This window comes from Achromobacter spanius (assembly GCF_039673305.1).
In the GTDB taxonomy this organism is placed as follows: domain Bacteria; phylum Pseudomonadota; class Gammaproteobacteria; order Burkholderiales; family Burkholderiaceae_B; genus Achromobacter; species Achromobacter spanius_F.
The window spans coordinates 66,432-93,263 of sequence record NZ_JBDJLJ010000012.1 but is presented as its reverse complement, the minus strand read 5'-3'; the positions used below and the strand labels follow the sequence as shown (position 1 = coordinate 93,263).

Genomic DNA, 26,832 nt, shown 5'->3' with positions numbered 1-26,832 from the left:
TCGTGGTCACCGTAGCAACGGCGCGCGCGGACCCTAGCGGCCCGTCTCCCGCACGCCGTCAAAAATTTCCTGCCATTTTTGCAGCACGCGCGCGGCCGAGAAACGGTCGCGCACATCCGTGGCCGCCCGCGCCATGCGCGCACGGCCGTTGTCGTCGCTCATGACGGCATCCAGCGCCTTGCACAGCGCGGCGACATCGCCATTGGGCCGTACCAGCACGCCGTCGATGCCGTCGCGCACGATCTCGCGCGGCCCCGTGTCGCAATCGAACGACACCGCGGCCAGCCCGCTGGCCATGGATTCGAGCAGGGTATTGGAAAGCCCCTCGAAACGCGAGGTCAGCACATACAGGTGTGCGCTGTCGTACCAGTCGCCGACGTTGCCCGCGCGCCCCGGCATCGAAACGCGCGACTGCAGGCCGGCTTCCCGGACCTGCGTTTCCAGCGCCTGCCGTTCGCCGCCCTCGCCCAGGATAACCAGATCCCAGTCCGGATGCGACGGCGCCAGGCGCGCATAGGCCTGGATCAGGAGGTCGAAACCCTTGTCCGCGTGCAGCCTGCCGACAGCCAGCAGGCGCTTGCGCCCGTCTCCGGACACCGGCGCCAGGATCGGTTCGGCGCGCGGCAGCGGAAAGTGGACGGGATTGGGAATGACGGCCAGCCTGGAGCCAGGCACATGGTGGTCCAGCCAGTCGGCGGTGCCCCGGGTCAGGGCCACCACGCGGGCGGCCCTGGGATAGGTCAGGCGGCGCAGCCGTTGCCAGAAGCCCGACAGGGTCTGGGAAGGCGGATGCGTGTGTTCGGTGGCGATGACGCGGCCCCCCAGCCCCGCGCTGGCCAGCACGGACAGCACCGACGCGGTGGTCATCATGCCCAGCACGATGTCGGGCCGGAACGACTTGATCACCCGACGCAGGGCGCGCACGCGCTGCACGTTGCTCCAGATGCCCCGCAGGCCGCCGCCCTCGCCCGCCGTATTCAGGACTTCGCGGCGGACCTTGGGATGCAGCGCATAGACGTCGCCTTCGACGCCCGCCTGCGTGACCACCATGACCTCGCTGCCCTGGGTGGCCCAATGCGCGCTCAGGTCGGCGGCAACCCGCTCAGCGCCCCCGCCGTGCAGCGAATGGATGAACAGCAACACGCGCGCGGGTCGGGCGGAGTCGGCTACGGACATTCAATCGGCCTCCTTGGGTTCGGCCTTGCGCATCGCCACCACCAGGTAGCAGGCGAAGGACAGGACATACATGAGGCTGGTCGCCAGCATGATGCCGGCCGCGCCCATTTCGGGCGCAAGCACGGTGTTCAGCACGGCCTTCAGCGCAAAATTGGCGACCGCGATGGCAGCCATGATGCGATAGCGGTTCTGGCTGGCAAGCAGCTGCACCAGGATCAGCACGCCGAAGTAGAACGGCAGCTGCAGCAAACCCCAGCGCAGCACATGCGCGACGGCTTGCGTATTTTCAGCGGTGAAGGCGCCGCGCTGGAACAGCACCGATACGCCCCAGGGCGCCAGCACCCAGCCCACCGCGACAGCCACGGCGCCCGCCCCCACCATCAGCAGCGACCACTTGAGCGCCATGCTGCGCGCGCGCGCGGTATCGCCGCGGGCCTGCACGTCGGCCAGCACGGGCAGCGCGGCGCGCCCGACGGAGACCGCGCCGATGCCCAGCAGCAGGGACAGCAGCCGGCTGGCGTAGCCGAGCGTCGCATTGGCGTTGGCGCCCAGGTTGGCCGCGGCGTACTGGTCCAGCGGACCGACGAAACTCATCGCCACCTGGCCGATCAGCATCACGCCGGCGGCGCCCATCAGTTCGGGCCAGTGCGGCGACTGCAGGGTCAGGCGCGGCGCGCCCCAGAACCCGCCGTCGGCGCGCGCCGCCAACCAGGCCAGCCAGGCGGTCTGGATGGCGTAGCCCACCAGCGTGCCCCACAGCAGGGGGCCGACACCGTCGGCGCTGGCCGCCAGCATGACCCAGGCCAGCGTCGCCACGGCGGGGACGCTGTCGAGCAGCGTGTTGACGTGCCGTTCCTGTGCGCGCAGGCGCGCGGCGCTGATGCCTGCGACCAGCAGCAGGGCCGACACGGGCGCGAAGGCGACCAGCAGGTCGCCGGTCATGCCGCGCACGCGGCCCGACAGGCCCTGGCCCAGCCAGTCCACCACGTAGGGCCACGCGAACCATGTCAGGATGGCCAGCGCGATGCCCGCGGCCGCGACCCAGCCTTGCAGCTCGCGGATGAATTGCTGTTTCTCGGCGCCCTCGGCGCGGTTGAGCCGCACCAGCACGGGGATCAGGACCACCGACAGGACGCCCACGATCGTGACCGGCAGCCAGGTGGCCATGGTCATCGAGAACTGGTAGGCGTCCACGGCGTCGCTCACGCCATAGCGGTACGCCACCGCCATCTCTTTGATGGCGCCGGCGGCCTTGCCCAGCAGCAGAAACACCGCCACCCGGAACGCGCCCTTGAAGATGCGCTGGTGGTCCGGGTGGATGTTGCCGAGTTTTCGGACGAGTGCTTTCAAATCAACGCAGGAATTGCGTGTACCAGGGCATGGCGACTTCCAGGCCCTCGAGGACCGTGTGCGTGGGCGCATAGCCCAGCAGCCTGCTCGCCTTGCCGATGTCGGCTTGCGAATGGCGCACGTCGCCCGCGCGGAAGTCGCCGTAGACCGGTTGCTTGCCGTAGCTCACGCCTTCGTTGCCCAGGGCCTTCACCAGGAAGCTGAAGAGCTGGTTCAGGGTGCTGCGGCCGCTGACGGCCACGTTGTAGACCTGGTTGCGCCCCTCGGGTGCCGCCATGGCGCCCAGGATGTTGGCCTGCACGGCGTTTTCCACAAAGCAGAAATCGCGGCTGGTCTCGCCGTCGCCGTTGATGGTGACGTCCTTGCCCTGGATCATCGCGGCGGTCCACTTCGGGATCACGGCGGCGTAGGCGCCGTCCGGATCCTGGCGCTTGCCGAACACGTTGAAGTAGCGCAGGCCCACGGTTTCGAAGCCGTACGAACGCGCGAAGACGTCGGCGTACAGTTCGTTGACGTACTTGGTCACCGCGTACGGCGACAACGGCTTGCCGATGTTCTCTTCAACCTTGGGCAGCGCGGGATGGTCGCCGTAGGTGGAGCTGGAGGCGGCGTAAACGAAAGACTTGACCTTGGCGTCGCGCGCGGCCACCAGCATGTTCAGGAAGCCGCCGATGTTGACGTCGTTGGTGGTGATGGGATCGTTGAGCGAACGCGGGACCGAGCCCAACGCCGCCTGGTGCAGCACGAAGTCCACGCCTTCGGCGGCGCGGCGGCATGCGTCCAGATCGCGGATATCGCCCTCGATGAACGTGAAGCGCGCCCATTGCTCGGGCGTCACCGTGGCCTGGACTTCGTCCAGGTTGCGCTGATGGCCCGTGGCGAAGTTGTCCAGGCCGGTCACGGTCTGCCCCAGCTTGAGCAGCGTTTCCAGCAGGTTCGAACCGATGAAGCCGGCGCAGCCGGTCACCAGCCACTTGCGCGGCGAAGCGGACAGTTCCTGGGTGATGGTCTCAAAACGAGTGGTCATTGCGGAATCCCTTACAGACGCAGATCGGATTCGGCGGGCGACAGCACATACTTCAGGTCATAGAGGATGTGCTGGGCCTTGCCGAGCTTGCGGATGCCCTCGGCGCCCATCGCCTTGAACTGGTCGTGCGCCACCGCCAGGATCACGGCGTCGTACTTGCCTTGCTCGGGCTTGGCGACCGGGGTCAGGCCGTATTCGTGCACGGCTTCGTCGGTGTCGACCCACGGGTCATAGACGTCCACGTCGACGTTGTAGTCGCCCAGTTCACGGACGATGTCCACGATGCGGGTGTTGCGCAAGTCGGGGCAGTTTTCCTTGAAAGCCAGGCCCATCACCAGCACGCGGGCGCCCTGCACGTGGATGCGGCGCTTGGTCATTGCCTTGACCAGCTGCGACACCACGTAGCCGCCCATCGAATCGTTCAGGCGGCGGCCGGCCAGGATGATTTCCGGGTGGTAGCCGATCGATTGCGCCTTGTGGGTCAGGTAGTACGGATCCACGCCGATGCAGTGGCCGCCGACCAGGCCCGGACGGAACGGCAGGAAGTTCCACTTGGTGCCCGCGGCCTGCAGCACGGCTTCGGTGTCGATGCCCATCTTGTTGAAGATCAGGGCCAGTTCGTTGATCAGCGCGATGTTCACGTCGCGCTGCGTGTTCTCGATGACCTTGGCGGCTTCAGCCACGCGGATGCTGGCGGCCTTGTGGGTGCCGGCGGTGATGATTTCCTTGTACAGCTGGTCGACCAGTTCGGCCACTTCGGGCGTCGAGCCGGAGGTGACCTTCTTGATGGTGCTGACGCGGTGTTCCTTGTCGCCCGGGTTGATGCGCTCGGGGCTGTAGCCGGCATAGAAGTCGACGTTGTACTTCAGGCCCGACACGCGCTCCAGCACCGGCACGCAGTCTTCTTCCGTGGCGCCCGGGTAGACGGTGGATTCATAGATGACGATGTCGCCGCGCTTGAGCACGGCGCCGATGGTTTCGCTGGCCTTGACCAGCGGCGTCAGGTCCGGCTGCTTGTATTCGTCGATCGGCGTGGGCACGGTCACGATGAACACGTTGGCCTGGCCCAGTTCGGCGCGGTCGGCGGTATAGGACAGGCTGGCAGCCTCGGCCAGCTCGGCATCGCTGACTTCCAGCGTGTGGTCATGCCCTGCCTTGAGCGCGTCGATGCGGCGCGTATTGATATCGAAACCGATGACCGGACGCTTCTTGCCGAACTCCACCGCAAGGGGCAGACCGACGTAGCCGAGGCCCACGACAGCGAGTTTCACATCCTGAATTCGCAACATAACACTCCCTTCACCGTAGAACATTTACGGCATTTAAAAATTTGGTCGGGTGATGGATAACCGAGCCCCCGGCGGCGATCGCCGGGGCACTCAAACTAATCTGTGGTTCGCAAGACTGAAGGCAGCAGCAGCCAGCCCGGACGGCGCCAGGACACGAGCCGCGCATACAGCCAGATGTAGACGCTGGCGAACACGACCAGGCTGGCGCTCAGGGCCCAGGCGTTGTCCCACCAGATCGTGGCCGGCACCAGCCCGATCAGCGCCAGCACCCACATGTACGGGGACGCCAGCGCGTTGCACAACGCGGGCACGGCATGACGCCGGCCGCGGCTGAAGGTCACGCGGACCAGGCGGCGGAACACCAGCTGGTGCAGGTGCAGCGCGTCCGGCTGGTCCACCGGCACGCCGCGCTTGAAACGTCGCCGCCAGATCGAGAAACCGGTTTCGAAAACGGGGTAGAACAGGACCGCCAGCGCGTAGAACGGCGACACCGACGGGTTGCGCACGACCAGCAGCACCGCCAGTTCGGCCAGCATGAAGCCCAGGAAGTACGCACCGCCATCGCCCAGGAACACGCGCCCGAACGGGAAGTTCCAGACCAGGAAGCCCAGGGTCGCCGACGCCAGCGCCGCCGCCACCAGGAAGATCGGCACATCCCCCACTTGCAAGGCCACCAGGCTGATCGACACCGCCATCAGGGTGGCGACCATGCCGGCCAGGCCGTTCATGCCGTCGACGATGTTCAGCGCGTGCGTGCAGCCGCCCACGGCAAACATGGTGAACAGCAGCGAAACGGGCCAGAACGAAAGCACGTAATCGACGGGCGCCATGCCCACGCGGCTGACGCCGCCCAGCAACCACCAGGCGATGGCCGCGGACAGGAAGGCCGCCAGCAAACGCTTGCTGGCGCCGATATCTTTGGTGATGTCTTCAAGCAGGCCGGCCACGAACACGGGCAGCGCCGCAACGAACAGCGCGGGCCAAAGCCAGGTCAGGGTCATGTTGCTGGGGCCAAGCACCAGCAGGCCGGCGAGCGTGCCGGCAAGCACCGCCAAACCGCCGACGCGAGGCGTCGCGCGGGAATGGTTGGCCTGGGGCTTGTTGAGGTCGCTATCGCCGGTAAAAGCGCCATGCCAGCGCTCGGACGCCACGATGAGTCCCCCCACCATGAACGCGACCACGCATATGTACAGCCAGGTCACTGGATCACCTCTGGTTGGTCTATCGAGACAGGCCCGCCATTATCGGAGGCAGGTGTAACGCCCATATATGGGAGGGATAAGGAAGTGCAATCCAGCGGCACAGAACGTAACGCGGTCAGGCGGGCGGCGAAACTGTCCCGCATGTACCTGGAGGGCGTTGGCGCAACCGCGCCGCGGGCACGCGGCAGTACAGGTTTCATGAGCAGATTGTAGAGCGTTCCGCCCTGGGCAACGCGAAATATCCAAGGGAAAACGCGAAGACGGACGGATGGTCGGCCACGGGGAAGCGCAAGAATCGTCAAACGTCCTTACAAAAAATAGGGACACAACAATTCAAGGCAAAAAAAAGCCCGAGATCGTGAGATCTCGGGCTAAATCCACCAAAGGAGGAGGGTGGAGGAGACAACCGTGGCATGTTGGGAGCTGGCCTTCTGCTCGCTACGCTTTCGGGGTTTTTCACCGCGCCGTCTGCGTTTCAACATCCGATGACTGAATAGTACCCATGTTTTTTGTGCGATGCAAGATTTTTTTTAATCTCTTTTTTGGGCCCGCTTCTGCGTTGCATTTTTGCCGCAACGATTTGCTCCACCCCCTGGAAAGCCGCGCCAATCAATGCCCTTAACGAAAAGCGGGTTTTTGCCGAAGGGGTTTACCCCTTGCGGATTTACCCTAGACCATAGCGGGTAATCCCACCCTGGTTTTTGCACCAAAGCAGTGCATCAAGCACCAGGATGCGGCCAAATTTGCGCATTGCAACATTTTGCCGGGCCGCGTCTTCAGATCCAGTAGGCGGTGCTCGTCATGACCTTGGACATGGCGCGCATGGCCGTTTTCACGGGCGCGGACAGGGGGACGCCCCCTGCTTGCTCGGCGCTGGCGCGGTGCTGGGCCTCGTCTTCTTTCATCTTCTGCACGATCTGGCGCGAACGCTCGTCCTGCACCGGCAAGGTGCGCAGGTGCTCTTCGAGATGCGCCTCGACCTGCTTTTCGGTTTCCGCCATGAAACCCAGATTGCGCGGCACCCCCGCAACACTCGCCATGACGCCCAGCGCAAACGACCCCGCGTACCAGAGCGGATTCAGCAGGCTGGGCCGGCTGCCCAGTTCGGTCAGGCGCTGGTTGCACCAGACCAGGTGATCGACCTCCTCGGCGGCGGCGTTGAGCAGCAGCGCGCGGGGCGCGGGCTCCCGGCATACCGACGCCTGGCCGCGGTACAGCGCCTGGGCGCAGACCTCGCCCACATGATTGACCCGCATGAGACCCGCCGCGTGGCGCTTTTCCTGCGCCGACAAGGCCTGGGGCAATTCTTCGGCGGTTGCCGGGTACGGCCGCCCGGCGCTGGCGCTGCCCGACAGCACCCGCAGCGCGCGGTCGGCTTCGGCCAGCAAGGCATCCAGCGGGCCGGAACGGCGCGAAAGAGAAACAGGGCCGGATCGAGGCAGCGTGGTGGTCATGGCAACTCCTGGATGGGACAGGGTCATACGCCCCTGTTGCGGGGCGGGACTCTCGTGCCGGGGATTGTACGCAACAGGTATCATCAGCCATTGACTGCGCTCAAGCTCAAGGACACTACAAAATGGAATGCACGATCGACTGGGGCGGCCCCAACGGCATGCTCTTTACCGCCAGCACCGGCAGCGGCCATGTGGCCGTGATGGATGGCGCCGTGGACGGCGGCGGGCACAACCTGGCGCCCCGCCCGATGGAAATGCTGCTGGCCGGCACCGGCGGCTGCACGGCCTATGACGTGGTGCTGATCCTGAAGCGCGGCCGCCACGCGGTCACCGGTTGCAGCGTCAAGCTGCAGGCCGAACGCGCCGATGCCGACCCGAAGGTTTTCACACGCATCCACTTCGCCTTCACCGTCACCGGCCGCAATCTGCCGCGGGCCGCCGTCGAACGCGCCGTGCAGCTTTCGCACGAAAAATACTGCTCGGCGTCAGCCATGCTGGAAAAAACCGCCGCGATGACGTTTTCGGTCGAGATCGTCGACACCCAGGAAGCCACCGCAGCCGCCTGAGCCGCGTCCGCGGCGTGGTGTAATTCGGCCTGCTTCTTATCTATATAGGCGCCGCCGCGACCGGTTCGCGGCGGCCCGCTTGCGTCACCCGCCGGGCGGGCGAGCACAAGGACCGCCATGAAACAATACCTGGACCTCGTTCAATCCATCCTCGACACCGGCGCCTGGCAGGAAAACCGCACCGGCATACGCACCTTGAGCATGCCGGGCGCGTCGCTGCGCTTTGACCTGCAAAAGGGCTTCCCCGCCGTCACCACCAAGAAGCTGGCCTTCAAATCGGCCATCGGCGAAATGGTGGGATTCCTGCGCGCCTCGCGCAGCGCGGCGGAGTTCCGCGAGCTGGGCTGCAAGGTGTGGGACCAGAACGCCAACGAAAACGCACAGTGGCTGGCCAACCCCTACCGCGAGGGCCCGGACGACCTGGGCCCCGTCTACGGCGTGCAGTGGCGCCAGTGGCCCGCCTACAAGATGCTCGACGCCGGTCGGCAGGCGCAAATCGAAGACGCCCTATCGCGCGGGTACGCAAAAGTGTCCGAGTTCGAAGAAGGCGGCCAGCCCAAGGTGCTGCTGTACAAGGCTGTCGACCAGCTGCGCCAGTGCCTGGACACCATCCACGAGCGCCCGGGCGATCGCCGCATCCTGTTCCACGGCTGGAACTGGGCCCAGATCGAGGAAATGGCGCTGCCCCCCTGCCATCTGCTGTACCAGTTCCTGCCCAACGCGACCACCCGCGAGATCTCGCTCTGCCTGTACATCCGTTCCAATGACGTGGGCCTGGGCACGCCGTTCAACCTGACCGAAGGCGCGGCGCTGCTGCACCTGGTCGGGCGCCTGACCGGCTATACCCCGCGCTGGTTCACCTACTTCATCGGCGACGCGCATATCTACGAAAACCACCTGCCGATGCTGCGCGAGCAACTGACCCGCGAACCCTATGAGTCGCCGCGCTTGGTCCTGTCTGACCGGATCCCGGATTACGCAGTCACGGGCCGATACGAGCCCGAGTGGCTGGAAAAGGTGGAACCGGGCGATTTCTCGCTGTCCGGCTATACCCACCACGCTCCCCTGACGGCGGCGATGGCCGTATAGACAGCCGCCGGCCGACAGAGGCCGGCGCCAGCCGCCCGGGCATCAACCCGGCCGCGAATTCCTTGCCCGCCCGACTGCAGGTGAAGATTGGTGAGCTTCTGGAAGCCCGATTTCGGTATAACCCATCCCTTAGCCACGGACGTGCGTCCAGCATGGCGCGCGCCCGGTTGCCGCCAGGCGCCCCATCTGCCGTCGCGCCCGCCGCTCGCCCGAACAGCGCCGACCGCTGGCGCCGCACCGCCGCATCCCCCAATCCCTAAAAAAGAGAGTGTGAGAATAGCCAGCGTTGAGAGCAGGATCCTCCTTGCGACCGGAATGCAACTGTTGACTACCAATTGAATTGAATTCGCGCCCGTGCGGCGGCTGTATGCGCTTAGGACAGGACACCACAAATGCTCGTTGGAACTTATAACCCTTCGCTCGTCCTCGTATCCCTAGGGGTCGCCATCCTGGCGTCATACACGGCGCTGGGCATGGCCAACCGGGTCAGGGCCGCAAGCGGGCTGCCCGCCGCGAAGTACTGGCTGGCAGGCGGCGCATTCGCCATGGGCATCGGCATCTGGTCCATGCACTTCGTGGGCATGCTGGCGTTCACCCTCCCCATTCCCATGGGCTACGACCTGGCGCTGACCGCGCTGTCCCTGGCCATCGCCATCGGCTGCTCGGCGTTCGCGCTCTGGATCGTCTGCAAAGACGAACTGCCCTGGGGCCGGCTGGCCGCGGCAGCGCTACTGATGGGGGCCGGCATCGCGGCGATGCACTATATCGGCATGGCCGCGATGCGCATGGCGCCGGGCATCGACTACGACCCGACCTGGTTCGCGCTGTCCATCGCCATCGCCGTGGCCGCCTCGGGCGCGGCGCTGTGGATCACCTACCGGCTGCGCCACGACGGGCCGCGCGTGGCGCTGTCGCGCCCGCTTGCCGCAGGGGTCATGGGCCTGGCCATCGTCGGCATGCACTACACGGGCATGGAAGCGGCCAGCTTCCCCGCCGGCAGCATCTGCATGGCCGCCGCCGGCGGCATCTCCGCCGGCTGGCTGGCGATCGCGGTAACGGCGGTGACGCTGAGCGTGCTGGCCATCGCCCTGGTCGTCGCGGTGCTGGACAACCGCCTGGAGGCGCGCACCTCCGCCCTCGCCTCTTCGCTGGCGGAGGCCAACGAAGAGCTGGTGCAGCTTGCCCTGCACGACACCCTGACCAAGCTGCCCAACCGGATCCTGCTCGAAGACCGGCTGGAACAGGCCATCGAAAGCGCCAGCCGCCGCAAGGGCTATTTTGCCGTCCTGTTCTTCGACCTGGACGGCTTCAAGGCGGTCAACGACGCCTATGGCCACCACACCGGCGACGCGCTGCTGATCGACCTGGCCCAGCGCATCCGGCAGGCGCTGCGCACCCAGGACACGGTCGCCCGCCTGGGCGGCGACGAGTTCATCGTCCTGAGCGAAGTCATCGAACCCACCGACGCGGCCAACGTGGCCGACCGGCTGATCGACGCCATCGCCCGCCCCGTCATGGTCTACGGGCACGAAGTCCTGGTGACGTCGAGCGTGGGCATCGCCGTCTATCCGAACGATGGCGAAGACACCCACGCCCTGCTGACCAACGCCGATGCCGCCATGTATCACGCCAAACGCCTGGGCGGCACCGGCTACAGCTTCTTCGAGCCGTCCATGAACGCCGACGCGCACGAACAGATCGAGCTCCTGCATGACCTGCGCCTGGCGCAGGAGCGCGGCCAATTCGTCCTGCACTACCAGCCCAAGTACGAGGCGCCCGCCGGCCCGATCCGCGGCGCCGAGGCGCTGCTGCGCTGGAACCACCCCACGCGCGGCCTGGTGGGCCCGGACCAGTTCATTCCGACGGCGGAAAAGACCGGCCTGATCCTGTCCATCGGGGAGTGGGTCATCAACGAAGCCTGCCGCCAGATGCGGGAATGGATCAATGCCGGCCAGGGACACTGGACCATCGCCGTGAACATCTCGGCGCTGCAGTTCGCCCACGCCAGCCTGGTCGAAACCGTACGCTCGGCGCTGGCGCGGCACGACGTCCCGCCCGCGTGCCTGACCCTGGAAGTGACCGAATCCACCGCCATGCGCGATGCGGAAGCCAGCCTGACCGTGCTCAAGCGCCTGTCGGCCCTGGGCGTCACCATCTCCATCGACGACTTCGGCACGGGGTATTCGAGCCTGCTCTACCTGAAGCGGCTGCCCGCCACCGAGCTGAAGATCGACCGCGGATTCGTGAACCAGCTCGACAACGACAACGAGGACGCCGCCATCGTCTCGGCCATCGTGGCGCTGGCGCAGCAACTGAACCTGCGCATCGTGGCCGAGGGCGTGGAAACGACGGCACAGCAGAAGTTCCTGACAGGGCTGGGCTGCGATTCGCTGCAAGGCTTCCTGCTGGGCAAGCCGATGCCCGCCACGGAATTCCTCGCGCACGCGGTGAACTGACCGGCCGGGGCCGGCGCAATTTGCTACGCTTACGGCGTTTCTCCGGCCCAACCCCTGACAGTTGCAAGCACGCATGCCCGCCAGCCTTACCCTGATCGTCGCCTATTCCACCAACCGCGTCATCGGACGCGACAACACGCTGCCCTGGAAGCTGCCGGGCGACCTGGCGCATTTCAAGCGCAGCACGCTGGGCCATCCCATCATCATGGGCCGCAAGACCTGGGACTCGCTCGGCCGGCCCCTGCCCGGCCGCAGCAACATCGTCATCAGCCGCAATCCCGGCTTCAGCGCCACGGGCGCGATCCTGGCGCCCACGCTGGAAGCGGCCGTGGCCGCCTGCGGCGATGTGGAAGAGGCCTTCGTGATTGGCGGCGCGCAGATCTACGCGCAGGCCCTGCCCCTGGCGCGGCGCGTCCTGGCCACCGAAGTCCACGCCGAGGTCGAGGGCGACGCGTTCTTCCCGCTGCTGCCTTCGTTCCAGTGGAAGGAAACGGCGCGCGCCGCGCAGCCGGCGGAAAACGGCTACGACTACGACTTCGTCACCTACGAGCGCGCCTAGAACCAGGCAGGGACCTCAGGCCGCGCCGGCATTGCGCATGAAGCGCCACAGCGCCGGCGCCGCGGAATAGGCCACGTTGAAGCGCACCCAGGGCGTGTCGGCCTCGTCGGCTTCAAAGTAGGAGCCGGGCGCCAGCCAGATCCCGTCCTTGAGCGCCAGTTCCGCCAGGCCGTTGGCGCCGCGTTCGCGCCACTGCCCGGCCACCTTCGCCCACAGGAACAGCCCGCCCTGAGGCCGTCCGTAGATGTCGAATCCGTGCTGGCGCATCAGCGCCGACACGCTGGCATGGGCCTCGGCCAGCCGCTCGCGGGTACGCGCGATGTGCGCGCGGTAGCGCCCTTCGCGGATGACCTGGTGCACGATGCGCTCCATGATCTCGGGCGAAGTCAGGCCGACCGCCATCTTGGTGCGCGCGATGTCGCGCACCAGATCCCGGTGCGCCACCACATACCCCACCCGCACCGACGGGCTGATGACCTTCGAGTAGCCGCCCAGGTAGACGACCCGGCGCGCCCCGTCCAGGGCCGCCAGCATCGGTGTCACCCCCGGCGCCAGCTCGCGCGAGATGTCGTCTTCCACCACCCACAGGCCGTGCCGCTCGGCCGCCTGCAGGATGCGGAACGCATTGGCCATGCCGATGCTGGCGCCCGAGGGATTCTGCAGCGCGGTGTTGATGAACAGGGCCCGGGGCCGGTGCTGGGCCGCCACGCGCTCCAGCGCGTCGCAGTCCAGCCCGTCCACGGTCCGGGGCACCGCGATGACCCGCAGGCCGGCCAGGCGCAGCATCTGCAGCAGATTGGCGTACGCGGGCTGCTCCACCACCACGTAATCCCCGGGCCGCAGCAAGGTCCGGATCACGGTGTCCAGTCCATGCGACACGCCCTGCGTCAGCAGCACCTGCGAGGCCTCGACCTCCATGCCCTGCGCGCTCAGGCTGGCCGCGATGGTCTCGCGCAATGGCGCATAGCCGTAGGGATGGCCGTAATTCGCGATGCGCATCGCCGGCACGCGCCCCATGTGGCGCAGCGCCAGGTGCAGGCCCTCTTCGTTCAGCCATTCGCCCGGCAGCCAGCCGCAACCCGATTTGATGGGGATGGAATGGTCCGCGAAGATGTCCGACAGCAGCCAGCCGGCATTGAGCCGGGGCGGCTCCCAGGACGGGGGCTCGGCCGGGCGCGCGGGCGCGTCGGGCGAAGCCACCCGGTAACCCGCCCCTGGCCGCGCCGCCAGCCATCCCTGCGACACCAGCCGGCTGTAGGCGCTGGCCACGGTGAACGTGCTGACGCCGTACTGGCGCGCGAACTCGCGCACCGAGGGTAGGGACATACCCGGACGCAGGGTCTGTTCTTCGATGGCCCGCAGGATGGCCGCCACCAGTTGCTCGACCAGGGTCGGCGCAGGCCCGCGGGCACGGATGGGCTGAAAGTCGATCACGAGATAACTGTACAGTTGTGTCGCCCATAACTATACAGTTAGCGGCAAATGCGCGGATTGTATATTTTCATTCCCTGCGGGACGTTCCAGAATCGTCCGAATCCCGCTGGCCCATGCTCTTCGCGGCGCCCGGCGGTTGTCCATCCCCTGGAGTCACCATGAACGCCCCCGCCCAGTTGCCCGACCTGTCCCATCTCTGGATGCCCTTCACTGCCAACAAGCAGTTCAAGGCCCACCCGCGCATGCTGGCGACGGCCAAAGGCATGTACTACACCTCGACCGACGGCCGCCAGATCCTGGATGGCACGGCCGGTCTGTGGTGCGTGAACGCCGGGCATGGCCGCGAGGAAATCGTCGAGGCGATCTCCCGCCAGGCGGGCGTCATGGACTACGCGCCCGGCTTCCAGTTGGGCCACCCGCTGGCCTTCGAGGCCGCCACGGCGGTTGCCGGCCTGATGCCGCAAGGGCTGGATCGCGTGTTCTTCACGAACTCCGGCTCCGAATCCGTCGATACGACCCTGAAGATCGCCCTGGCCTACCACCGCGCGCGCGGCGAAGGCCAGCGCACGCGCCTGATCGGCCGCGAGCGCGGCTACCATGGCGTGGGCTTCGGCGGCATCTCGGTCGGCGGCATTTCGACCAACCGCAAGACCTTCTCCGGCGCGCTGCTGCCCGCCGTGGACCACCTGCCCCATACGCACAACCTGGAGCAGAACGCCTATTCGAAGGGCCAGCCCGCGTGGGGCGCAAACCTGGCCGATGAACTCGAACGCATCATCGCGCTGCACGACGCCTCCACCATCGCCGCCGTGATCGTCGAGCCGATGGCCGGCTCCACCGGCGTGCTGATCCCGCCCAAGGGCTACCTGGAAAAGCTGCGCGAGATCACCGCCAAGCACGGCATCCTGCTGATCTTCGACGAGGTCATCACCGCCTACGGCCGCCTGGGCGCCGCGACCGCCTCGGAATTCTTCGGCGTGACGCCGGACATCATCGCCATGGCCAAGGGCGTCAGCAACGCCGCCGTCCCGGCCGGCGCGGTGGCGGTCAAGCGCGAAGTGCATGACGCCATCGTCAATGGTCCGGCTGGAGGAATCGAGTTCTTCCATGGCTACACCTATTCCGCGCACCCGCTGGCCGCCGCCGCCATCCTGGCCACGCTGGACATCTACCGCCGCGAAGACCTGTTCGGGCGGGCGCGCAAGCTGTCCACCGCATTCCAGGACGCCGCGCACAGCCTGAAGGGCGCCCCCCACGTGATCGACGTGCGCAACCTGGGCCTGGTGTCGGGCATCGAGCTCGCGCCGCGCGCGGGCGCCCCTGGCGCACGCGCCGCCGAGGTCTTCCAGAAGTGCTTCGACAGCGGCCTGATGGTGCGCTATACGGGCGATATCATCGCCGTGTCGCCCCCGCTGATCATCGACGAGGCCCAGATCGGCCAGATCTTCGAGCAGATCGGCAAGGTCCTGAAAGAGGTTGCCTGATCCCTCCCTGCGCCGCGCGCCCTCATCGCGCCGGCGCCGCGCCCGGGCGGCCTGAGGCCGCCCGGCGGCGTTTTGACGAATTTATGCAAAGAGCCTTTCATCCATGAAGAAGATCCCCCATTTCATCAACGGCCAATCCTACGACGGCGGCAGCGGCCGCTACGCGGATGGCTTCAATCCCGCGACCGGCGAGATCTGCTCGTCGATCCCGCTGGCCTCCAACGAAGACGTGGCGCTGGCCGTGGCCGCCGCCAAGGCGGCTTTCCCCGCCTGGTCCGAAACCCCCGCCCTCAAGCGCGCCCGCATCCTGTTCAACTTCAAGGCGCTGCTGGACAAGCACCAGGACGAACTGGCCGAACTGATCACCCGCGAACACGGCAAGGTGTTTTCGGACGCCAAGGGCGAAGTGACGCGCGGCATCGAGATCGTCGAATTCGCCTGCGGCATTCCGCAACTGCTCAAGGGCCAGTACTCCGACCAGATCGGCGGCGGCATCGACAACTGGAGCATGCGCCAGGCCCTGGGCGTGGTTGCCGGCATCACGCCGTTCAACTTCCCCATGATGGTGCCGTGCTGGATGTTCCCGGTGGCCATCGCCTGCGGCAACACCTTCGTCCTCAAGCCGTCCGAGCGCGATCCGTCCGCCTCGCTGCGCCTGGCCGAACTGCTGACCGAGGCCGGCCTGCCTCCCGGCGTCTTCAACGTCGTGCATGGCGACAAGCTCGCCGTGGACGCGCTGATCTCGCACCCCGATGTCGAAGCCCTGTCCTTCGTCGGGTCCACGCCCATCGCGGAATACATCTACGCCGAAGGCACCAAGCGCGGCAAGCGCGTGCAGGCCCTGGGCGGCGCCAAGAACCACCTGGTGGTCATGCCCGACGCCGACCTGGACCAGGTCACCGACGCGCTGATGGGCGCGGCCTACGGCTCCGCCGGCGAGCGCTGCATGGCCATCTCGGTGGCCGTGGCGGTGGGCGACGTGGCCGACAAGGTCGTCGAACGCCTCACGCCGCGCGTCAAGGCGCTGGTCGTCAAGGACGGCATGCAGCCGGACGCCGAAATGGGTCCGCTGGTGACCGCGCAGCACCGCAAGAAGGTGCTGGGCTACATCGAGGACGGCATCGCCAGCGGCGCCGACCTGATCGTCGACGGCCGCGGGCTCACGGTGCCGGGCGCCGAGAAAGGCTTCTTCCTGGGCGGCACGCTGTTCGACAACGTGAAGCCCGCCATGAACATCTACCGCGAAGAGATCTTCGGGCCGGTGCTGTGCGTCGTGCGCGTGCCCGACTTTGCCAGCGCGGTCGACCTGATCAACGCGCATGAGTTCGGCAACGGCGTCGCCTGCTTCACGTCCGACGGCGGCGTGGCGCGCGCGTTTGCCCGCCAGATCAAGGTGGGCATGGTCGGCATCAACGTGCCGATCCCGGTGCCCATGGCCTGGCACTCCTTCGGCGGCTGGAAGCGTTCGCTGTTCGGCGACCACCACGCCTACGGCGAAGAAGGCATCCGCTTCTACTCGCGCTACAAGAGCGTGATGCAGCGCTGGCCGGACAGCATCGGCAAAGGCGCCGAATTCACCATGCCAGTGCTGAAGTAGCTCCCCCCGAAGCGCTTCGCGCCTCCCCCCAGGGGGCGTCGCAGCGGACCGGCAAAGCCGGCTCCGCGCGACTGCGCTTGCAAGGGTATTGCCAGATTCGCAGCGCGTCGTTCTTGCCTCGGGGTTAAAGGGCGCGCCACGCAGCACTGAAAATGGCGCGGCGTTTTGCCGCGCTTCCGAAAATCAGTACTACAAGGGGAACCCTGATGCGTATCGGGATTGGCGGCTTTCAGCATGAGACCAACACGTTCGCGCCGTCGCGCGCGGCGTGGGAGGATTTTGCGGACAAGGGCGGGGGGTGGCCAAAGCTGGTCAGCGGGCCCGCGATGTTCCAGGCGGTGGCGGGCGCCAACATACCGGTGGCGGGCTTCATCGAGGCCATGGGCCAGCACACGCTGCTGCCCACCACGTGGGCGGCGGCAAGCCCGTCGGGACACGTGACCCGGGACGCGTTCGAGCGCATCAGCGAGATGATCCTGCGCGGCCTGTCGCGGGCCATGCCGCTGGACGGCGTGTATCTGGACCTGCACGGCGCCATGGTGACCGAACACCTGGATGACGGCGAAGGCGAACTGCTCAGGCGCGTGCGCGAGCTCGTCGGCCCCGGCGTCCCCATCGTCGCCAGCCTCGACCTGCACGCCAACGTGACCCGCAGCATGGTGCGCCACGCCGACGCGCTGGTCTGTTACCGCACCTACCCCCACATCGACATGGCCGAGACCGGCCAGCGCGCCGCCAGCCTGCTGTCGCTGAGACTGGCGGGCGTGCCGCGCCACTATGTCGCCTTGCGCAGCCTGCCCTTCCTGATTCCGCTGTGCTGGCAATCCACCGACATCGAACCCGCGAGCAGCCTGTACCGATTGGTGGACGAACTCGAGGCGCGCGGCGCCGCAAGCCTGTCGTTTGCGACCGGCTTTCCGGCTGCGGACTTTCCCGAATGCGCCCCCACCGTGTGGGCCTACGGCATGACGCAGGCCGACGCCGACGCGGCTGCCGACGAACTGGAGCGCGCCGTCCTGAATGCGGAACGCGACTTCGGCGGCAGGCTATATACGCCGGACGAAGCCGTGCAGGAAGCCTTGCGGCTGGCGCGCGACGCGTCCCGCCCCGTCGTCATCGCGGACGCGCAGGACAACCCCGGCGCCGGCGGCAGTTCCGACACCACCGGCGTGCTGCGCGCGCTGATCCGGCACGATGCGCGCGACACGGCGATCGGCCTGATCGTCGATCCCGCCGCAGCGCTGGCGGCGCATCGCGCGGGGGCCGGAAACAAGGTACGGATTGCATTGGGTGGACACTCGGGTATTCCCGATGACACACCGCTGGACGCCGAATTCATCGTCGAGAAAACCTCCGACGGACGCTTCGATACGCATGGCGCGTTCTACCGCGGCTTTCACATGGACCTGGGCCCCAGCGCCTGCCTGCGCATCGGCGGCGTGCGCATCATCGTCGCCTCGAACAAGGTGCAGATGGCGGACCAGGAGATGTTCCGTTTCGCCGGCGTGGAGCCCACCCGCGCCGCGATTCTGGTGGTCAAGAGTTCGGCCCACTTCCGCGCGGACTTCGCCCCCATCGCGCAGACGATCCTGGTTTGCGCCGCCCCTGGCTCCATGCTCATGGATGCGGCAAAACAACCATGGACACGGCTGCGTCCCGGCATCAGAATGGCGCCTTGCGGACCGGTGTTCGACGGCCGGCCCGCTACAGCCTGACCCTCGCGCGCCGCCCTTGCGCGGCGCGTCAACGACGTAGCGGCCCACAGCGCCGCTCACTACGCTTCAAGGGGAACTACATGCTCAAGTTTGTCCGAGCGGCCGCTCTGGCCGGCGCAACCCTCGCGATGGCGCACGGCGCCTACGCCGAGACCGTCATCAAGACGGTGATGCACTCGCCTCTGCGTCTGACCGATCCGCACGCCACCACCGCCTACATCACGACGTGGCACGGCTACATGATCTACGACACCCTGCTGGCCACCGACGCCGACAACAAGGTGCAGCCGCAGATGCTTGAGAAGTGGGAAGTCTCGCCCGACGGCAAGACCTACACCATGACCCTGCGCCCCGGCCAGAAATGGCACGACGGCAAGCCGGTGACCTCGGAAGACTGCGTCGCGTCGATCAAGCGCTGGGCCGCGGGCGACGGCATGGGCCGCACGCTGCTCAAGTTCACCGACAAGATCGAAGTCATCGACGACAAGAGCTTCCGCATCGTCATGAAGGAACCCACGGACCTCGCGCTGCGCGCGCTGTCCAAGCCCACGGGCACCGCGCCGTTCATGATGCCCAAGCGCATCGCGGAACAGGCGATCGGCCAGCCCATCACCGACATGACCGGATCGGGTCCGTTCAAGGTCATCGAATTCAAGCCGGGCGTGAAGACCGTCTACGCCAAGAATCCCGACTACGTGCCGCGCAAAGAGCCCGTCAGCGGCCTGGCGGGCGGCAAGGTCGTGCACGTCGACAAGGTCGAATGGGACGTCATGCCCGACGCCCTGACCACGGCCAACGCGCTGCTCGGCGGCGAGATCGATTTCGTCGAGCAATTCCCGTACGACCTGTTGCCCATGATCGAAGGCAACAAGGATCTGAAGGAAGAGTCGCTCAGCCCGGTCGGCTACTTCACGATGTACCGCTTCAACTTCAAGTACCCGCCGTTCAACAACAAGAAGATCCGCCAGGCCGCCATGTACGCGATCGGCCAGGAAGACGTGATGAAGGCGCTGGTCGGCAATCCCAAGTACTGGAAGACCTGCGCCTCGCTGTGGGGCTGCGGCACGCCGCTGGAAAGCGACATCGGCAAGGACATGGTCGTTCCGTCGAACATCGACAAGGCCAAGGCGCTGCTCAAGGAAGCGGGCTACGACAACACGCCCATCCTCGTCATGCACGCCACCGACGTGGGCACGCTGTCCGCGCAACCCGTCGTGATGGCCGCGGCGCTGCGCAAGGCCGGCTTCAACGTCAACCTCGCGGCGATGGACTGGCAGAGCGTGGCCACGCGCCGCGCCTCAAAGGCCGCGCCGGCGGAAGGCGGCTGGAACATCCACAACACCAACTGGTACGCCACTGACGTGATGGACCCGGTGCGCTCCGCCCCGGCCGCCGCCAACGGCGACAACGCGTGGTTCGGCTGGCCCGAGTTCCCGCAGATCGAAGAACTGCGCACGAAGATGGCGCTCACCGCCGACCCGGCCGAGCAGAAGAAGATCTCCGAGGAAGTGCAGCGCATCGGCATCGACGAAGGCCTGTACGTGCCGCTGGGCCAGATGTCCGTGCCCACGGTCTACTCGACCAAGCTGTCGGGCCTGGTGCACGCGCCGGTCTTCGCGTTCTGGAACGTCAAAAAGGCCCCTTGATGGGCGAAGGGCCTGCGCGCAGCGACTTGCAGTACGCGCGGGCCCAACTAGTACAGGGGGAAAAACATGCTGGCATTTGTCTCACGCCGGCTCCTCGCGACCATTCCAGTCCTGCTGATGGTCGCGGTGGTGGTCTTCGCGATACTGCGTTTCAGCCCGGGCGATCCGGCCATCATCATGGCGGGCGACGGCGCCACGCCCGAGCGTATCGTCCAGATACGCCAGACGATGGGCCTGGACCAACCGGTCATCAAGCAGTTCTTCATCTGGGGCGGCAAGCTCCTGCAAGGCGACCTGGGCACCTCGCTCATGTCCGGCGTGCCGGTCACCAAGCTGATCTCGCAGCGTCTTGAACCGTCCCTGAGCCTGGCGGTGCTGACCCTGATCTTCACGCTGATCGTCGCCATTCCGCTGGGCGTGCTGGCCGCGTGGCGCCAGGGCAAGCTGCTGGACCGCGCCGTGATGGGCTTTTCGGTGCTGGGATTCTCGGTGCCCGTGTTCGTCACGGGCTACCTGCTGATCTGGGCGTTCGCCATCAAGCTGGGGTGGTTCAACGTGCAGGGCTACACGCCGCTCGAAAAAGGCTTCTGGCCGTTCCTGCACCGGCTCATCCTGCCGTCGCTGGCCCTGTCCACGGTCTACGTGGCGCTGATCGCGCGCATCACGCGCACCAGCGTCATCGAGGTCATGGGCGAGGACTTCATCCGCACCGCCCGCTCCAAGGGACTGGGCGAAACCGGCGTGCTGCTTGGCCACGCGCTGCGCAACGCCGCCGTGCCCATCGCCACGGTGGTGGGCGTGGGCATCGCGCTGCTCATCAGCGGCGTGGTCGTGACCGAATCGGTGTTCAACATCCCCGGCCTGGGACGGCTGGTGGTAGAGGCCGTGCTGGCGCGCGACTACCCGGTCATCCAGGGCCTGACGCTTTTCTTCGCGTTCGTCTACGTGTTCATCAATCTTGTTGTCGATTGCGCCTACACGGTGTTCGACCCGCGGATCAGGTACTGACGCCATGAGCATGCAAACGCCAACCGATACCGCCGCGCAAGCGGCCGCCGACCTCCCCGGAGGCGGCAATCCCCAGGTCACCGCGTGGCGGCAGATCCGCCACGGGCTCAAGAGCTGGCCCGTCATGCTCGCGCTCGTGGTGCTCACGGCGATCGTCCTGATCGCCCTGTTCGCGCCGCTGCTGGGCACGGTGGACCCCACCCTCCTCAACCCCGGCGCGCGCCTGAAGCAGCCGTTCACGGACTACCTGCTGGGCACCGACGCCTTCGGCCGCGACGTCTGGTCGCGCGTGGCCTACGGCGCTCGCATCTCGCTCATCGCGGGCCTGGGCGCCGCGGTCGTCAGCGTGGCGATCGGGCTGGTCATCGGCGTGATCGCCGGATGGTTCCGCTCGCTCGACGGCCCCATCATGCGGACCATGGACGCCATCATGGCCATCCCGGGCATCCTGCTCGCGATCGCCCTGGTGTCGGTCACCGGCGCCAGCATCACGACCGTGCTCGTGGCCATCACCATTCCGGAGATTCCCCGCGTGGTGCGCCTGGTGCGCGGCCAGATCCTGAGCGTGCGCGGCGAACCCTACGTCGAGGCCGCGCTGGCGCTGGGCACGCCGCTGCCGCTGCTGCTGTGGCGCCACATGGTGCCCAGCACCGTCGCGCCGCTGACCGTGCAGGGCACCTACGTCTTCGCGTCGGCCATGCTGACCGAGGCCATCCTGAGCTTCCTGGGCGCGGGCATCCCGCCCGAGATCGCCTCCTGGGGCAACATCATGTCCGAAGGCCGCATGTACTTTCGCATGCTGCCCGGGCTGATCCTGTTCCCCGGACTGTTCCTGTCGCTGACCGTGCTCAGCGTGAACATCCTGGGCGACGCCTTGCGCGACGCGCTGGACCCGAAAATGGTGCGCAGGATCTGATGCCGATGAACTATTCCCCCAATCCCCCCGCGGGCGATACCTCGTCCGCCATCCTCGCCATCCGCAACCTGTCGGTGGAAGTCGCGGGCGCGGGCAACCGCGTCGTGCGCAACCTCAGCCTCGACGTGCATGCCGGCGAAACGGTGTGCGTCGTCGGCGAGTCCGGCTCCGGCAAGTCCGTCACGTCGCTGGCCGTCATGGGCCTGCTGCCGCAAGGCATCCTGGGCATCAGCGCCGGTTCCATCCGCGTCGAGGGCGAGGACGTGGCCACCGCCACCCAGCGCCGGCTACGCGAAATGCGCGCCACGCGCATGGCCATGGTCTTCCAGGAACCCATGACCGCGCTGAACCCCGTGCACACGGTGGGCAAGCAGGTCGACGAGGTGCTGCGCCTGCACCGCAAGAACATGTCGGCGGCCGAGCGCCGCGCCAAGGTGCTGGAGATGTTCCAGTCGGTGCACCTGCCGGACGTCGAACGCATCTTCGAGGCCTATCCCCACCAGCTGTCGGGCGGCCAGCGCCAGCGCATCGTCATCGCCATGGCGCTGATCCTCGAGCCCAAGCTGCTGATCGCCGACGAGCCCACGACGGCGCTGGACGTCACCACGCAAAAGCAGATCCTGGCGCTCATCAAGGAACTGCAGGTCAAGCACAAGACCGCCGTGCTCTTCATCACGCACGACTTCGGCGTGGTGGCGGAAATCGCCGACCGCATCGTCGTCATGAACCGCGGCGACCTGATCGAAAGCGGAACGCGCCACGAGATCCTGGCCGAGCCCAAGCAGTCCTATACGCGCAGGCTGGTCTCTTCCGTGCCCAGCCTGGTGCCGTCGCGCCGCGACGCGCCCGCGGGCACGCCGGTGCTGCATGTCAAGGGGCTGGGCCGCACCTATGGCGGCAGGAGCTCGCTGTTTTCCCGCAAGGCGGCGCACAGCGTGGTCGCCGCCACGGACGTCAACCTGACGCTGCGCAAGGGCGAGATCCTGGGCATCGTGGGCGAATCCGGCTCGGGCAAGTCCACCGTGGCGCGCTGCATCGTGCGCCTCATCGAGCCCACGGCCGGCCACATGATGATGGGCGGCGAAGACCTCAGCACGCTGTCCGGGTCGGCGCTGCGCCCCGTGCGCCGCCGCATCCAGATCGTGTTCCAGGATCCGTACCGGTCGCTGAATCCGCGCCGCACCGTCGGCGAGTCCATCATCGAAGGACTCCTGAACTTCGGCGTGCCGCGCGAACAGGCGCTCAAGCGGGCGGGCGAGACCCTGACCGTCGTCGGCCTGAGCCCCGACGCCATGCGCCGCTACCCGCACCAGTTCTCCGGCGGCCAGCGCCAGCGCATCTGCATCGCGCGCGCGCTGGTCATGGACCCGGAGATCCTGGTGGCCGACGAGGCCGTTTCGGCGCTGGACGTATCCGTGCAGGCCCAGGTTCTGGAACTGCTGGAGCAGGTGCGCGAGCGCACCGGCGTGGGCGTGCTGTTCATCACGCACGACCTGCGCGTGGCCGCGCAGATCTGCGACACCATCATGGTGATGCAGCGCGGCAAGGTCGTCGAGACCGGCTCCGCCGAAACCGTGCTGACCGAGCCCCACCACGAGTACACGCGCGCCCTGATCGACGCGGCGCCCGGCCGCGACTGGGACTTCCGCAATTTCCGGCCCATCGCGGCCGGCCAGATGCCCGCCGCCCCGGCCCCCTGACTTTCCCGGACCCACTGGAACCGCAATGCCGCAACCGCATGAATTGTCCGCCCAGGAACTCCTGCAGGCCTATCGCAGCAAGACCCTCTCGCCCGTGGAAGCCACGCGCTCCGTGCTGGACCACATCGAACGCTGGGAGCCGCACCTGAAGGCCACCTACGCGCTCGACCCCGACGGCGCGCTGGCCATGGCCCGGGCCTCGGAAGCCCGCTGGATGAAAGGCGAGCCGCAAAGCTGCGGCGGCCATACGCTGGATGGCGTGCCCGCCACCATCAAGGAAAACATCGCCACGCGGGGCGTGCCGGTTCCGCTGGGCACGGCGGCGACCGACCTGACCCCGGCGGCGGCCGACGCGCCGCCGGCTGCCCGGATGCGCGAAGCCGGCGCGGTGCTGCTGGGCAAGACCACCATGCCGGACTACGGCATGCTGTCGTCGGGGCTGTCCAGCTTCCATGACCTGACGCGCAACCCCTGGGACTTGTCCAAGAATCCGGGCGGCTCCAGCGCAGGCGCCGGGGCCGCCGCGGCGGCAGGCTATGGCCCGCTGCACATCGGCACCGACATCGGCGGCTCGGTCCGCCTGCCGGCCGCCTGGTGCGGCATCGCCACGCTCAAGCCCAGCCTGGGCCGCATTCCGATCGATCCGCCGTTCATGGGCCGCTGCGCCGGCCCCATGACGCGCGACATCACCGACGCCGCGCTCATGATGGGCGTGCTGTCGCAGCCCGATGCCCGAGACCACATGAGCCTGCCGTTCCAGGACGTCGACTGGATGAACCTGGACCAGGACGTGCGCGGGCTGCGCATCGGCCTGCTGCTGGACGCGGGCTGCGGGCTGCCGCTGGACCCGGAGACCCGCGATGCCGTCGAAGCCGCCGCGCGCGCCTTCGAGGCCGCGGGCGCCGTCGTCACGCCGATGCAGCCCTGGATGACGCCAGAGATGCTGGACGGCGTGGACCGCTTCTGGCGCACCCGCTCGGCCGTCGACCTCTCCGCGCTGTCCGAGGAACGCCGCGCGAAGATCCTGCCGTTCATCCGCGCCTGGGCCGAAAGCGGCGGCGGACAGACCGGCGAGGCCGTCTTCCGCAGCTACTACGAGACCCTGAACGTGCGGGCCCGCACCGTCGCCGCCTGCGCTCCCTACGACTACGTGCTGTCGCCCGTGGCCCCCGTGGTGGCCTACAACGCCGAGTGGCCGTCGCCCACCAACGACGTCGCCACCACGATGCACCACATCGGCTTCACGCTGCCCTTCAACATGAGCGAGCAGCCCGCCGCCTCGGTCAATTGCGGCTACACCAAGGCCGGCCTGCCCATCGGGCTGCAGATCGCCGGCGCGCGCTTCGACGACCTGGGCGTCCTGCGCGTGGCCCGCGCCTGGGAACGGATGCGTCCGGCCCAGCGCCGCTGGCCCCAGCCCCCCAGGACGAACTGATTTTCCACGGCAACCACAGGACTTTCCCATGCGTTGGCTTTTGGCAATGATCAAGCACGAGACGAACACGTTTTCGCCCGTGCCAACCCCGCTTGAACGCTTCTTCCGCGGCAACCCCGAGATCCTGGCCGGCGAACGCGCCATCCGGGCCTACGAAAACACCGACAGCGGCCTGGGCGGCTACATCGAGGTGGCGCGCCGCGAAGGCGCCGAGATGGTCGTGCCGGTGGCCGCGGAGTCCTGGCCCAGCGGTCCCACAAGCGCCCAGACGCACGAACGGCTGTGCAGGCTGATCCTGGACGAGGTCGAGCGCGGCGGCTTCGACGCCATCCTGCTGGACCTGCATGGCGCCATGGTCGCCGAGGGCGTGGAGGACGCCGAAGGCGACCTGTTGCGCCGCCTGCGCGAGATCGATCCCAAGACGCCGGTTGCCGTGACGCTGGACATGCACGCCAACATTTATGACGACATCGTCAAGAACGCCACCGTCATCAGCGGCTTCCACACCTATCCGCACGTGGACATCCGCGAGGCCGGCGTGCGCGCCGCCAACGTCATCGTCCGGACCCTGAAGGGCGAGATCAAGCCCGTCATGACCTGGGCCAACAAGCCCATGCTGCCGCACATCATGTGCCAGGGCACGCACGCCGCCCCCAACAAGCCCCTGCAGGAACGGTGCAAGGAACTCGAGGCCGGCGGCGTGCTGGCCGCGTCGGTCTTCGTGGGCTTTCCCCACGCGGACATCCGCGAGGCCGGCCTGAGCGCCGTCGTCTGTACCGACGGCAACCTGGCGGACGCCGAACGGCATCGCGACGAACTGCTGGAGCGCGCCTGGACCGGCCGCGCCGACTGGGTGTTCCACCCCGAACCGCTGGCGCCCACCATTGCGCGCGCCAAGGCGATCGAGCAAGGCCCCGTCGTGCTGCTGGATCATTTCGACAACACCGGCTCGGGCGGCACCATGGACACCACGGCCGTGCTGGCCGAGGTGCTGCGCCAGGAACTGGACAACGTGGTCTTCTACGCCATCTGCGACCCGCAGGCGGCGCAGGAGGCGGCGGCCGCCGGCGTGGGCAGCACCATCGCCCTGAAGCTGGGCGGCAAGCTGCCCATGCCCGCCATCAAAGAGCCCAGCGAACCCCTCGAAGTCACCGGCCGGGTCAAGCTGGTGTTCGACGGCGTCTACCTGAACCGCGGCCCCATGTACCGCGGCGTGCGCAACGATACGGGCCTAACCGTCGTGATCGACACCGGCCGGGTCGAGATCGTGGTCGTGTCGCGCCACCAGGAACCCTTCGACATCAATTGCCTGCTGTCCGCCGGCATCGATCCCCTGCAGAAACGCTATGTGGTGCTCAAGAGCCGCATACATTGGCGCGCGGGCTTTTCCGACATGGCCACCGAGATCATCGAATGCACCGGCGTGGGCGTCACCACGTCCGACTACGGCCAGCTCGAATTCAGGAACGTGCGGCGCCCCATCTATCCGCTGGATCCGCTGTAAACCGGCGCATTGTCGACAATAAGGCCGGCGCGCAAGCGCCGGCTTTCATTTTGAAATCTTCGGTAACTGCGCGCGTGTCCGGGGAGACACGCGTCTCGGTATACTCCGCCGCGGGCCTTACAGGCCGATGAATACGCGTATTCCGTAGGTGCGCCCTCCAGACGGGCGCAGCGGCGCACTGCCGCGGCCACTGGATATGACTCGATAATCAACGATATAAGCAGA

General features: G+C 67.2%; 20 protein-coding genes. 13 read left to right on the top strand and 7 right to left on the bottom strand.

Features of this window, described 5'->3' with window-relative positions; translation table 11 throughout:
* Positions 1-33: 33 nt before the first annotated feature.
* The 6 genes from ABE485_RS12940 to coq7 all read right to left on the bottom strand — a co-directional run bounded on the left by ABE485_RS12940 (position 34) and on the right by coq7 (position 7,498).
* Positions 34-1,176, bottom strand: coding sequence for a glycosyltransferase family 4 protein (locus tag ABE485_RS12940; protein ID WP_346515692.1), 1,143 nt, complete (start codon positions 1,174-1,176; stop codon positions 34-36).
* On the bottom strand, positions 1,177-2,526 hold the full coding sequence (gene murJ, locus ABE485_RS12935) for a murein biosynthesis integral membrane protein MurJ (RefSeq protein ID WP_346515691.1): 1,350 nt from the start codon (positions 2,524-2,526) through the stop codon (positions 1,177-1,179).
* A gap of 1 nt (position 2,527) precedes the next feature.
* Positions 2,528-3,553: an SDR family oxidoreductase gene (locus ABE485_RS12930; protein ID WP_346515690.1), complete on the bottom strand. Its 1,026-nt coding sequence runs from the start codon at positions 3,551-3,553 to the stop codon at positions 2,528-2,530.
* A gap of 11 nt (positions 3,554-3,564) precedes the next feature.
* Positions 3,565-4,842, bottom strand: a complete 1,278-nt coding sequence (gene tviB, locus ABE485_RS12925; RefSeq protein ID WP_346515689.1) for a Vi polysaccharide biosynthesis UDP-N-acetylglucosamine C-6 dehydrogenase TviB — start codon at positions 4,840-4,842, stop codon at positions 3,565-3,567.
* A 95-nt stretch (positions 4,843-4,937) separates the two neighbouring features.
* Positions 4,938-6,044, bottom strand: a complete 1,107-nt coding sequence (locus ABE485_RS12920) for an MraY family glycosyltransferase (RefSeq protein WP_056325286.1) — start codon at positions 6,042-6,044, stop codon at positions 4,938-4,940.
* A gap of 776 nt (positions 6,045-6,820) precedes the next feature.
* A complete protein-coding gene (coq7, locus tag ABE485_RS12915; RefSeq protein WP_346515688.1) occupies positions 6,821-7,498 on the bottom strand; it encodes a 2-polyprenyl-3-methyl-6-methoxy-1,4-benzoquinone monooxygenase in 678 nt (225 codons plus the stop codon).
* Between the two features lie 122 nt (positions 7,499-7,620).
* On the opposite strand from coq7, the gene ABE485_RS12910 reads away from it, so the two are divergent.
* From ABE485_RS12910 to ABE485_RS12895, 4 genes are all read left to right on the top strand, one after another.
* A complete protein-coding gene (locus ABE485_RS12910; protein ID WP_346515687.1) occupies positions 7,621-8,064 on the top strand; it encodes an OsmC family protein in 444 nt (147 codons plus the stop codon).
* A 117-nt stretch (positions 8,065-8,181) separates the two neighbouring features.
* On the top strand, positions 8,182-9,153 hold the full coding sequence (locus ABE485_RS12905) for a thymidylate synthase (protein WP_346515686.1): 972 nt from the start codon (positions 8,182-8,184) through the stop codon (positions 9,151-9,153).
* A gap of 392 nt (positions 9,154-9,545) precedes the next feature.
* Entirely contained in the window at positions 9,546-11,609 is a 2,064-nt protein-coding gene (locus ABE485_RS12900) for a putative bifunctional diguanylate cyclase/phosphodiesterase (protein ID WP_346515685.1), read from the top strand.
* 73 nt (positions 11,610-11,682) lie between these two features.
* Positions 11,683-12,168, top strand: coding sequence for a dihydrofolate reductase (locus ABE485_RS12895; RefSeq protein ID WP_346515684.1), 486 nt, complete (start codon positions 11,683-11,685; stop codon positions 12,166-12,168).
* Positions 12,169-12,183: 15 nt separating this feature from the next.
* On the opposite strand, the gene ABE485_RS12890 is transcribed toward ABE485_RS12895, so the two are convergent.
* On the bottom strand, positions 12,184-13,602 hold the full coding sequence (locus tag ABE485_RS12890; protein ID WP_346515683.1) for a PLP-dependent aminotransferase family protein: 1,419 nt from the start codon (positions 13,600-13,602) through the stop codon (positions 12,184-12,186).
* A gap of 158 nt (positions 13,603-13,760) precedes the next feature.
* Between ABE485_RS12890 and ABE485_RS12885 the strand changes: the two genes are divergently transcribed.
* The 9 genes from ABE485_RS12885 (at position 13,761) to ABE485_RS12845 (ending at position 26,607) form a co-directional block, all read left to right on the top strand.
* A complete protein-coding gene (locus tag ABE485_RS12885; protein WP_346515682.1) occupies positions 13,761-15,086 on the top strand; it encodes an aspartate aminotransferase family protein in 1,326 nt (441 codons plus the stop codon).
* A 103-nt stretch (positions 15,087-15,189) separates the two neighbouring features.
* Complete coding sequence (locus tag ABE485_RS12880; protein ID WP_346515681.1) at positions 15,190-16,683, top strand: CoA-acylating methylmalonate-semialdehyde dehydrogenase; 1,494 nt, start codon at positions 15,190-15,192, stop codon at positions 16,681-16,683.
* A 206-nt stretch (positions 16,684-16,889) separates the two neighbouring features.
* A complete protein-coding gene (locus tag ABE485_RS12875) occupies positions 16,890-18,398 on the top strand; it encodes a M81 family metallopeptidase (protein ID WP_346515680.1) in 1,509 nt (502 codons plus the stop codon).
* 80 nt (positions 18,399-18,478) lie between these two features.
* Complete coding sequence (locus ABE485_RS12870; protein ID WP_346515679.1) at positions 18,479-20,044, top strand: ABC transporter substrate-binding protein; 1,566 nt, start codon at positions 18,479-18,481, stop codon at positions 20,042-20,044.
* A 66-nt stretch (positions 20,045-20,110) separates the two neighbouring features.
* A complete protein-coding gene (locus tag ABE485_RS12865) occupies positions 20,111-21,052 on the top strand; it encodes an ABC transporter permease (RefSeq protein ID WP_346515678.1) in 942 nt (313 codons plus the stop codon).
* Between the two features lie 10 nt (positions 21,053-21,062).
* Positions 21,063-21,968, top strand: coding sequence for an ABC transporter permease (locus ABE485_RS12860; protein ID WP_346515739.1), 906 nt, complete (start codon positions 21,063-21,065; stop codon positions 21,966-21,968).
* Between the two features lie 5 nt (positions 21,969-21,973).
* On the top strand, positions 21,974-23,668 hold the full coding sequence (locus ABE485_RS12855) for an ABC transporter ATP-binding protein (protein WP_346515677.1): 1,695 nt from the start codon (positions 21,974-21,976) through the stop codon (positions 23,666-23,668).
* Between the two features lie 25 nt (positions 23,669-23,693).
* Positions 23,694-25,103, top strand: coding sequence for an amidase (locus ABE485_RS12850; protein WP_346515676.1), 1,410 nt, complete (start codon positions 23,694-23,696; stop codon positions 25,101-25,103).
* A 28-nt stretch (positions 25,104-25,131) separates the two neighbouring features.
* Positions 25,132-26,607, top strand: coding sequence for a M81 family metallopeptidase (locus ABE485_RS12845; protein WP_346515675.1), 1,476 nt, complete (start codon positions 25,132-25,134; stop codon positions 26,605-26,607).
* Positions 26,608-26,832: the final 225 nt, after the last annotated feature.

Bases quoted from the DNA above. Each gene is read 5' to 3' on its own strand.
- ABE485_RS12940 (WP_346515692.1), bottom strand. From the start codon at position 1,176: ATGTCCGTAGCCGACTCCGCCCGACCCGCGCGCGTGTTGCTGTTCATC.
- ABE485_RS12930 (WP_346515690.1), bottom strand. From the start codon at position 3,553: ATGACCACTCGTTTTGAGACCATCACCCAGGAACTGTCCGCTTCGCCG.
- tviB (WP_346515689.1), bottom strand. From the start codon at position 4,842: ATGTTGCGAATTCAGGATGTGAAACTCGCTGTCGTGGGCCTCGGCTAC.
- coq7 (WP_346515688.1), bottom strand. From the start codon at position 7,498: ATGACCACCACGCTGCCTCGATCCGGCCCTGTTTCTCTTTCGCGCCGT.
- ABE485_RS12910 (WP_346515687.1), top strand. From the start codon at position 7,621: ATGGAATGCACGATCGACTGGGGCGGCCCCAACGGCATGCTCTTTACC.
- ABE485_RS12905 (WP_346515686.1), top strand. From the start codon at position 8,182: ATGAAACAATACCTGGACCTCGTTCAATCCATCCTCGACACCGGCGCC.
- ABE485_RS12900 (WP_346515685.1), top strand. From the start codon at position 9,546: ATGCTCGTTGGAACTTATAACCCTTCGCTCGTCCTCGTATCCCTAGGG.
- ABE485_RS12895 (WP_346515684.1), top strand. From the start codon at position 11,683: ATGCCCGCCAGCCTTACCCTGATCGTCGCCTATTCCACCAACCGCGTC.
- ABE485_RS12885 (WP_346515682.1), top strand. From the start codon at position 13,761: ATGAACGCCCCCGCCCAGTTGCCCGACCTGTCCCATCTCTGGATGCCC.
- ABE485_RS12880 (WP_346515681.1), top strand. From the start codon at position 15,190: ATGAAGAAGATCCCCCATTTCATCAACGGCCAATCCTACGACGGCGGC.
- ABE485_RS12875 (WP_346515680.1), top strand. From the start codon at position 16,890: ATGCGTATCGGGATTGGCGGCTTTCAGCATGAGACCAACACGTTCGCG.
- ABE485_RS12870 (WP_346515679.1), top strand. From the start codon at position 18,479: ATGCTCAAGTTTGTCCGAGCGGCCGCTCTGGCCGGCGCAACCCTCGCG.
- ABE485_RS12865 (WP_346515678.1), top strand. From the start codon at position 20,111: ATGCTGGCATTTGTCTCACGCCGGCTCCTCGCGACCATTCCAGTCCTG.
- ABE485_RS12860 (WP_346515739.1), top strand. From the start codon at position 21,063: ATGCAAACGCCAACCGATACCGCCGCGCAAGCGGCCGCCGACCTCCCC.
- ABE485_RS12855 (WP_346515677.1), top strand. From the start codon at position 21,974: ATGAACTATTCCCCCAATCCCCCCGCGGGCGATACCTCGTCCGCCATC.
- ABE485_RS12850 (WP_346515676.1), top strand. From the start codon at position 23,694: ATGCCGCAACCGCATGAATTGTCCGCCCAGGAACTCCTGCAGGCCTAT.
- ABE485_RS12845 (WP_346515675.1), top strand. From the start codon at position 25,132: ATGCGTTGGCTTTTGGCAATGATCAAGCACGAGACGAACACGTTTTCG.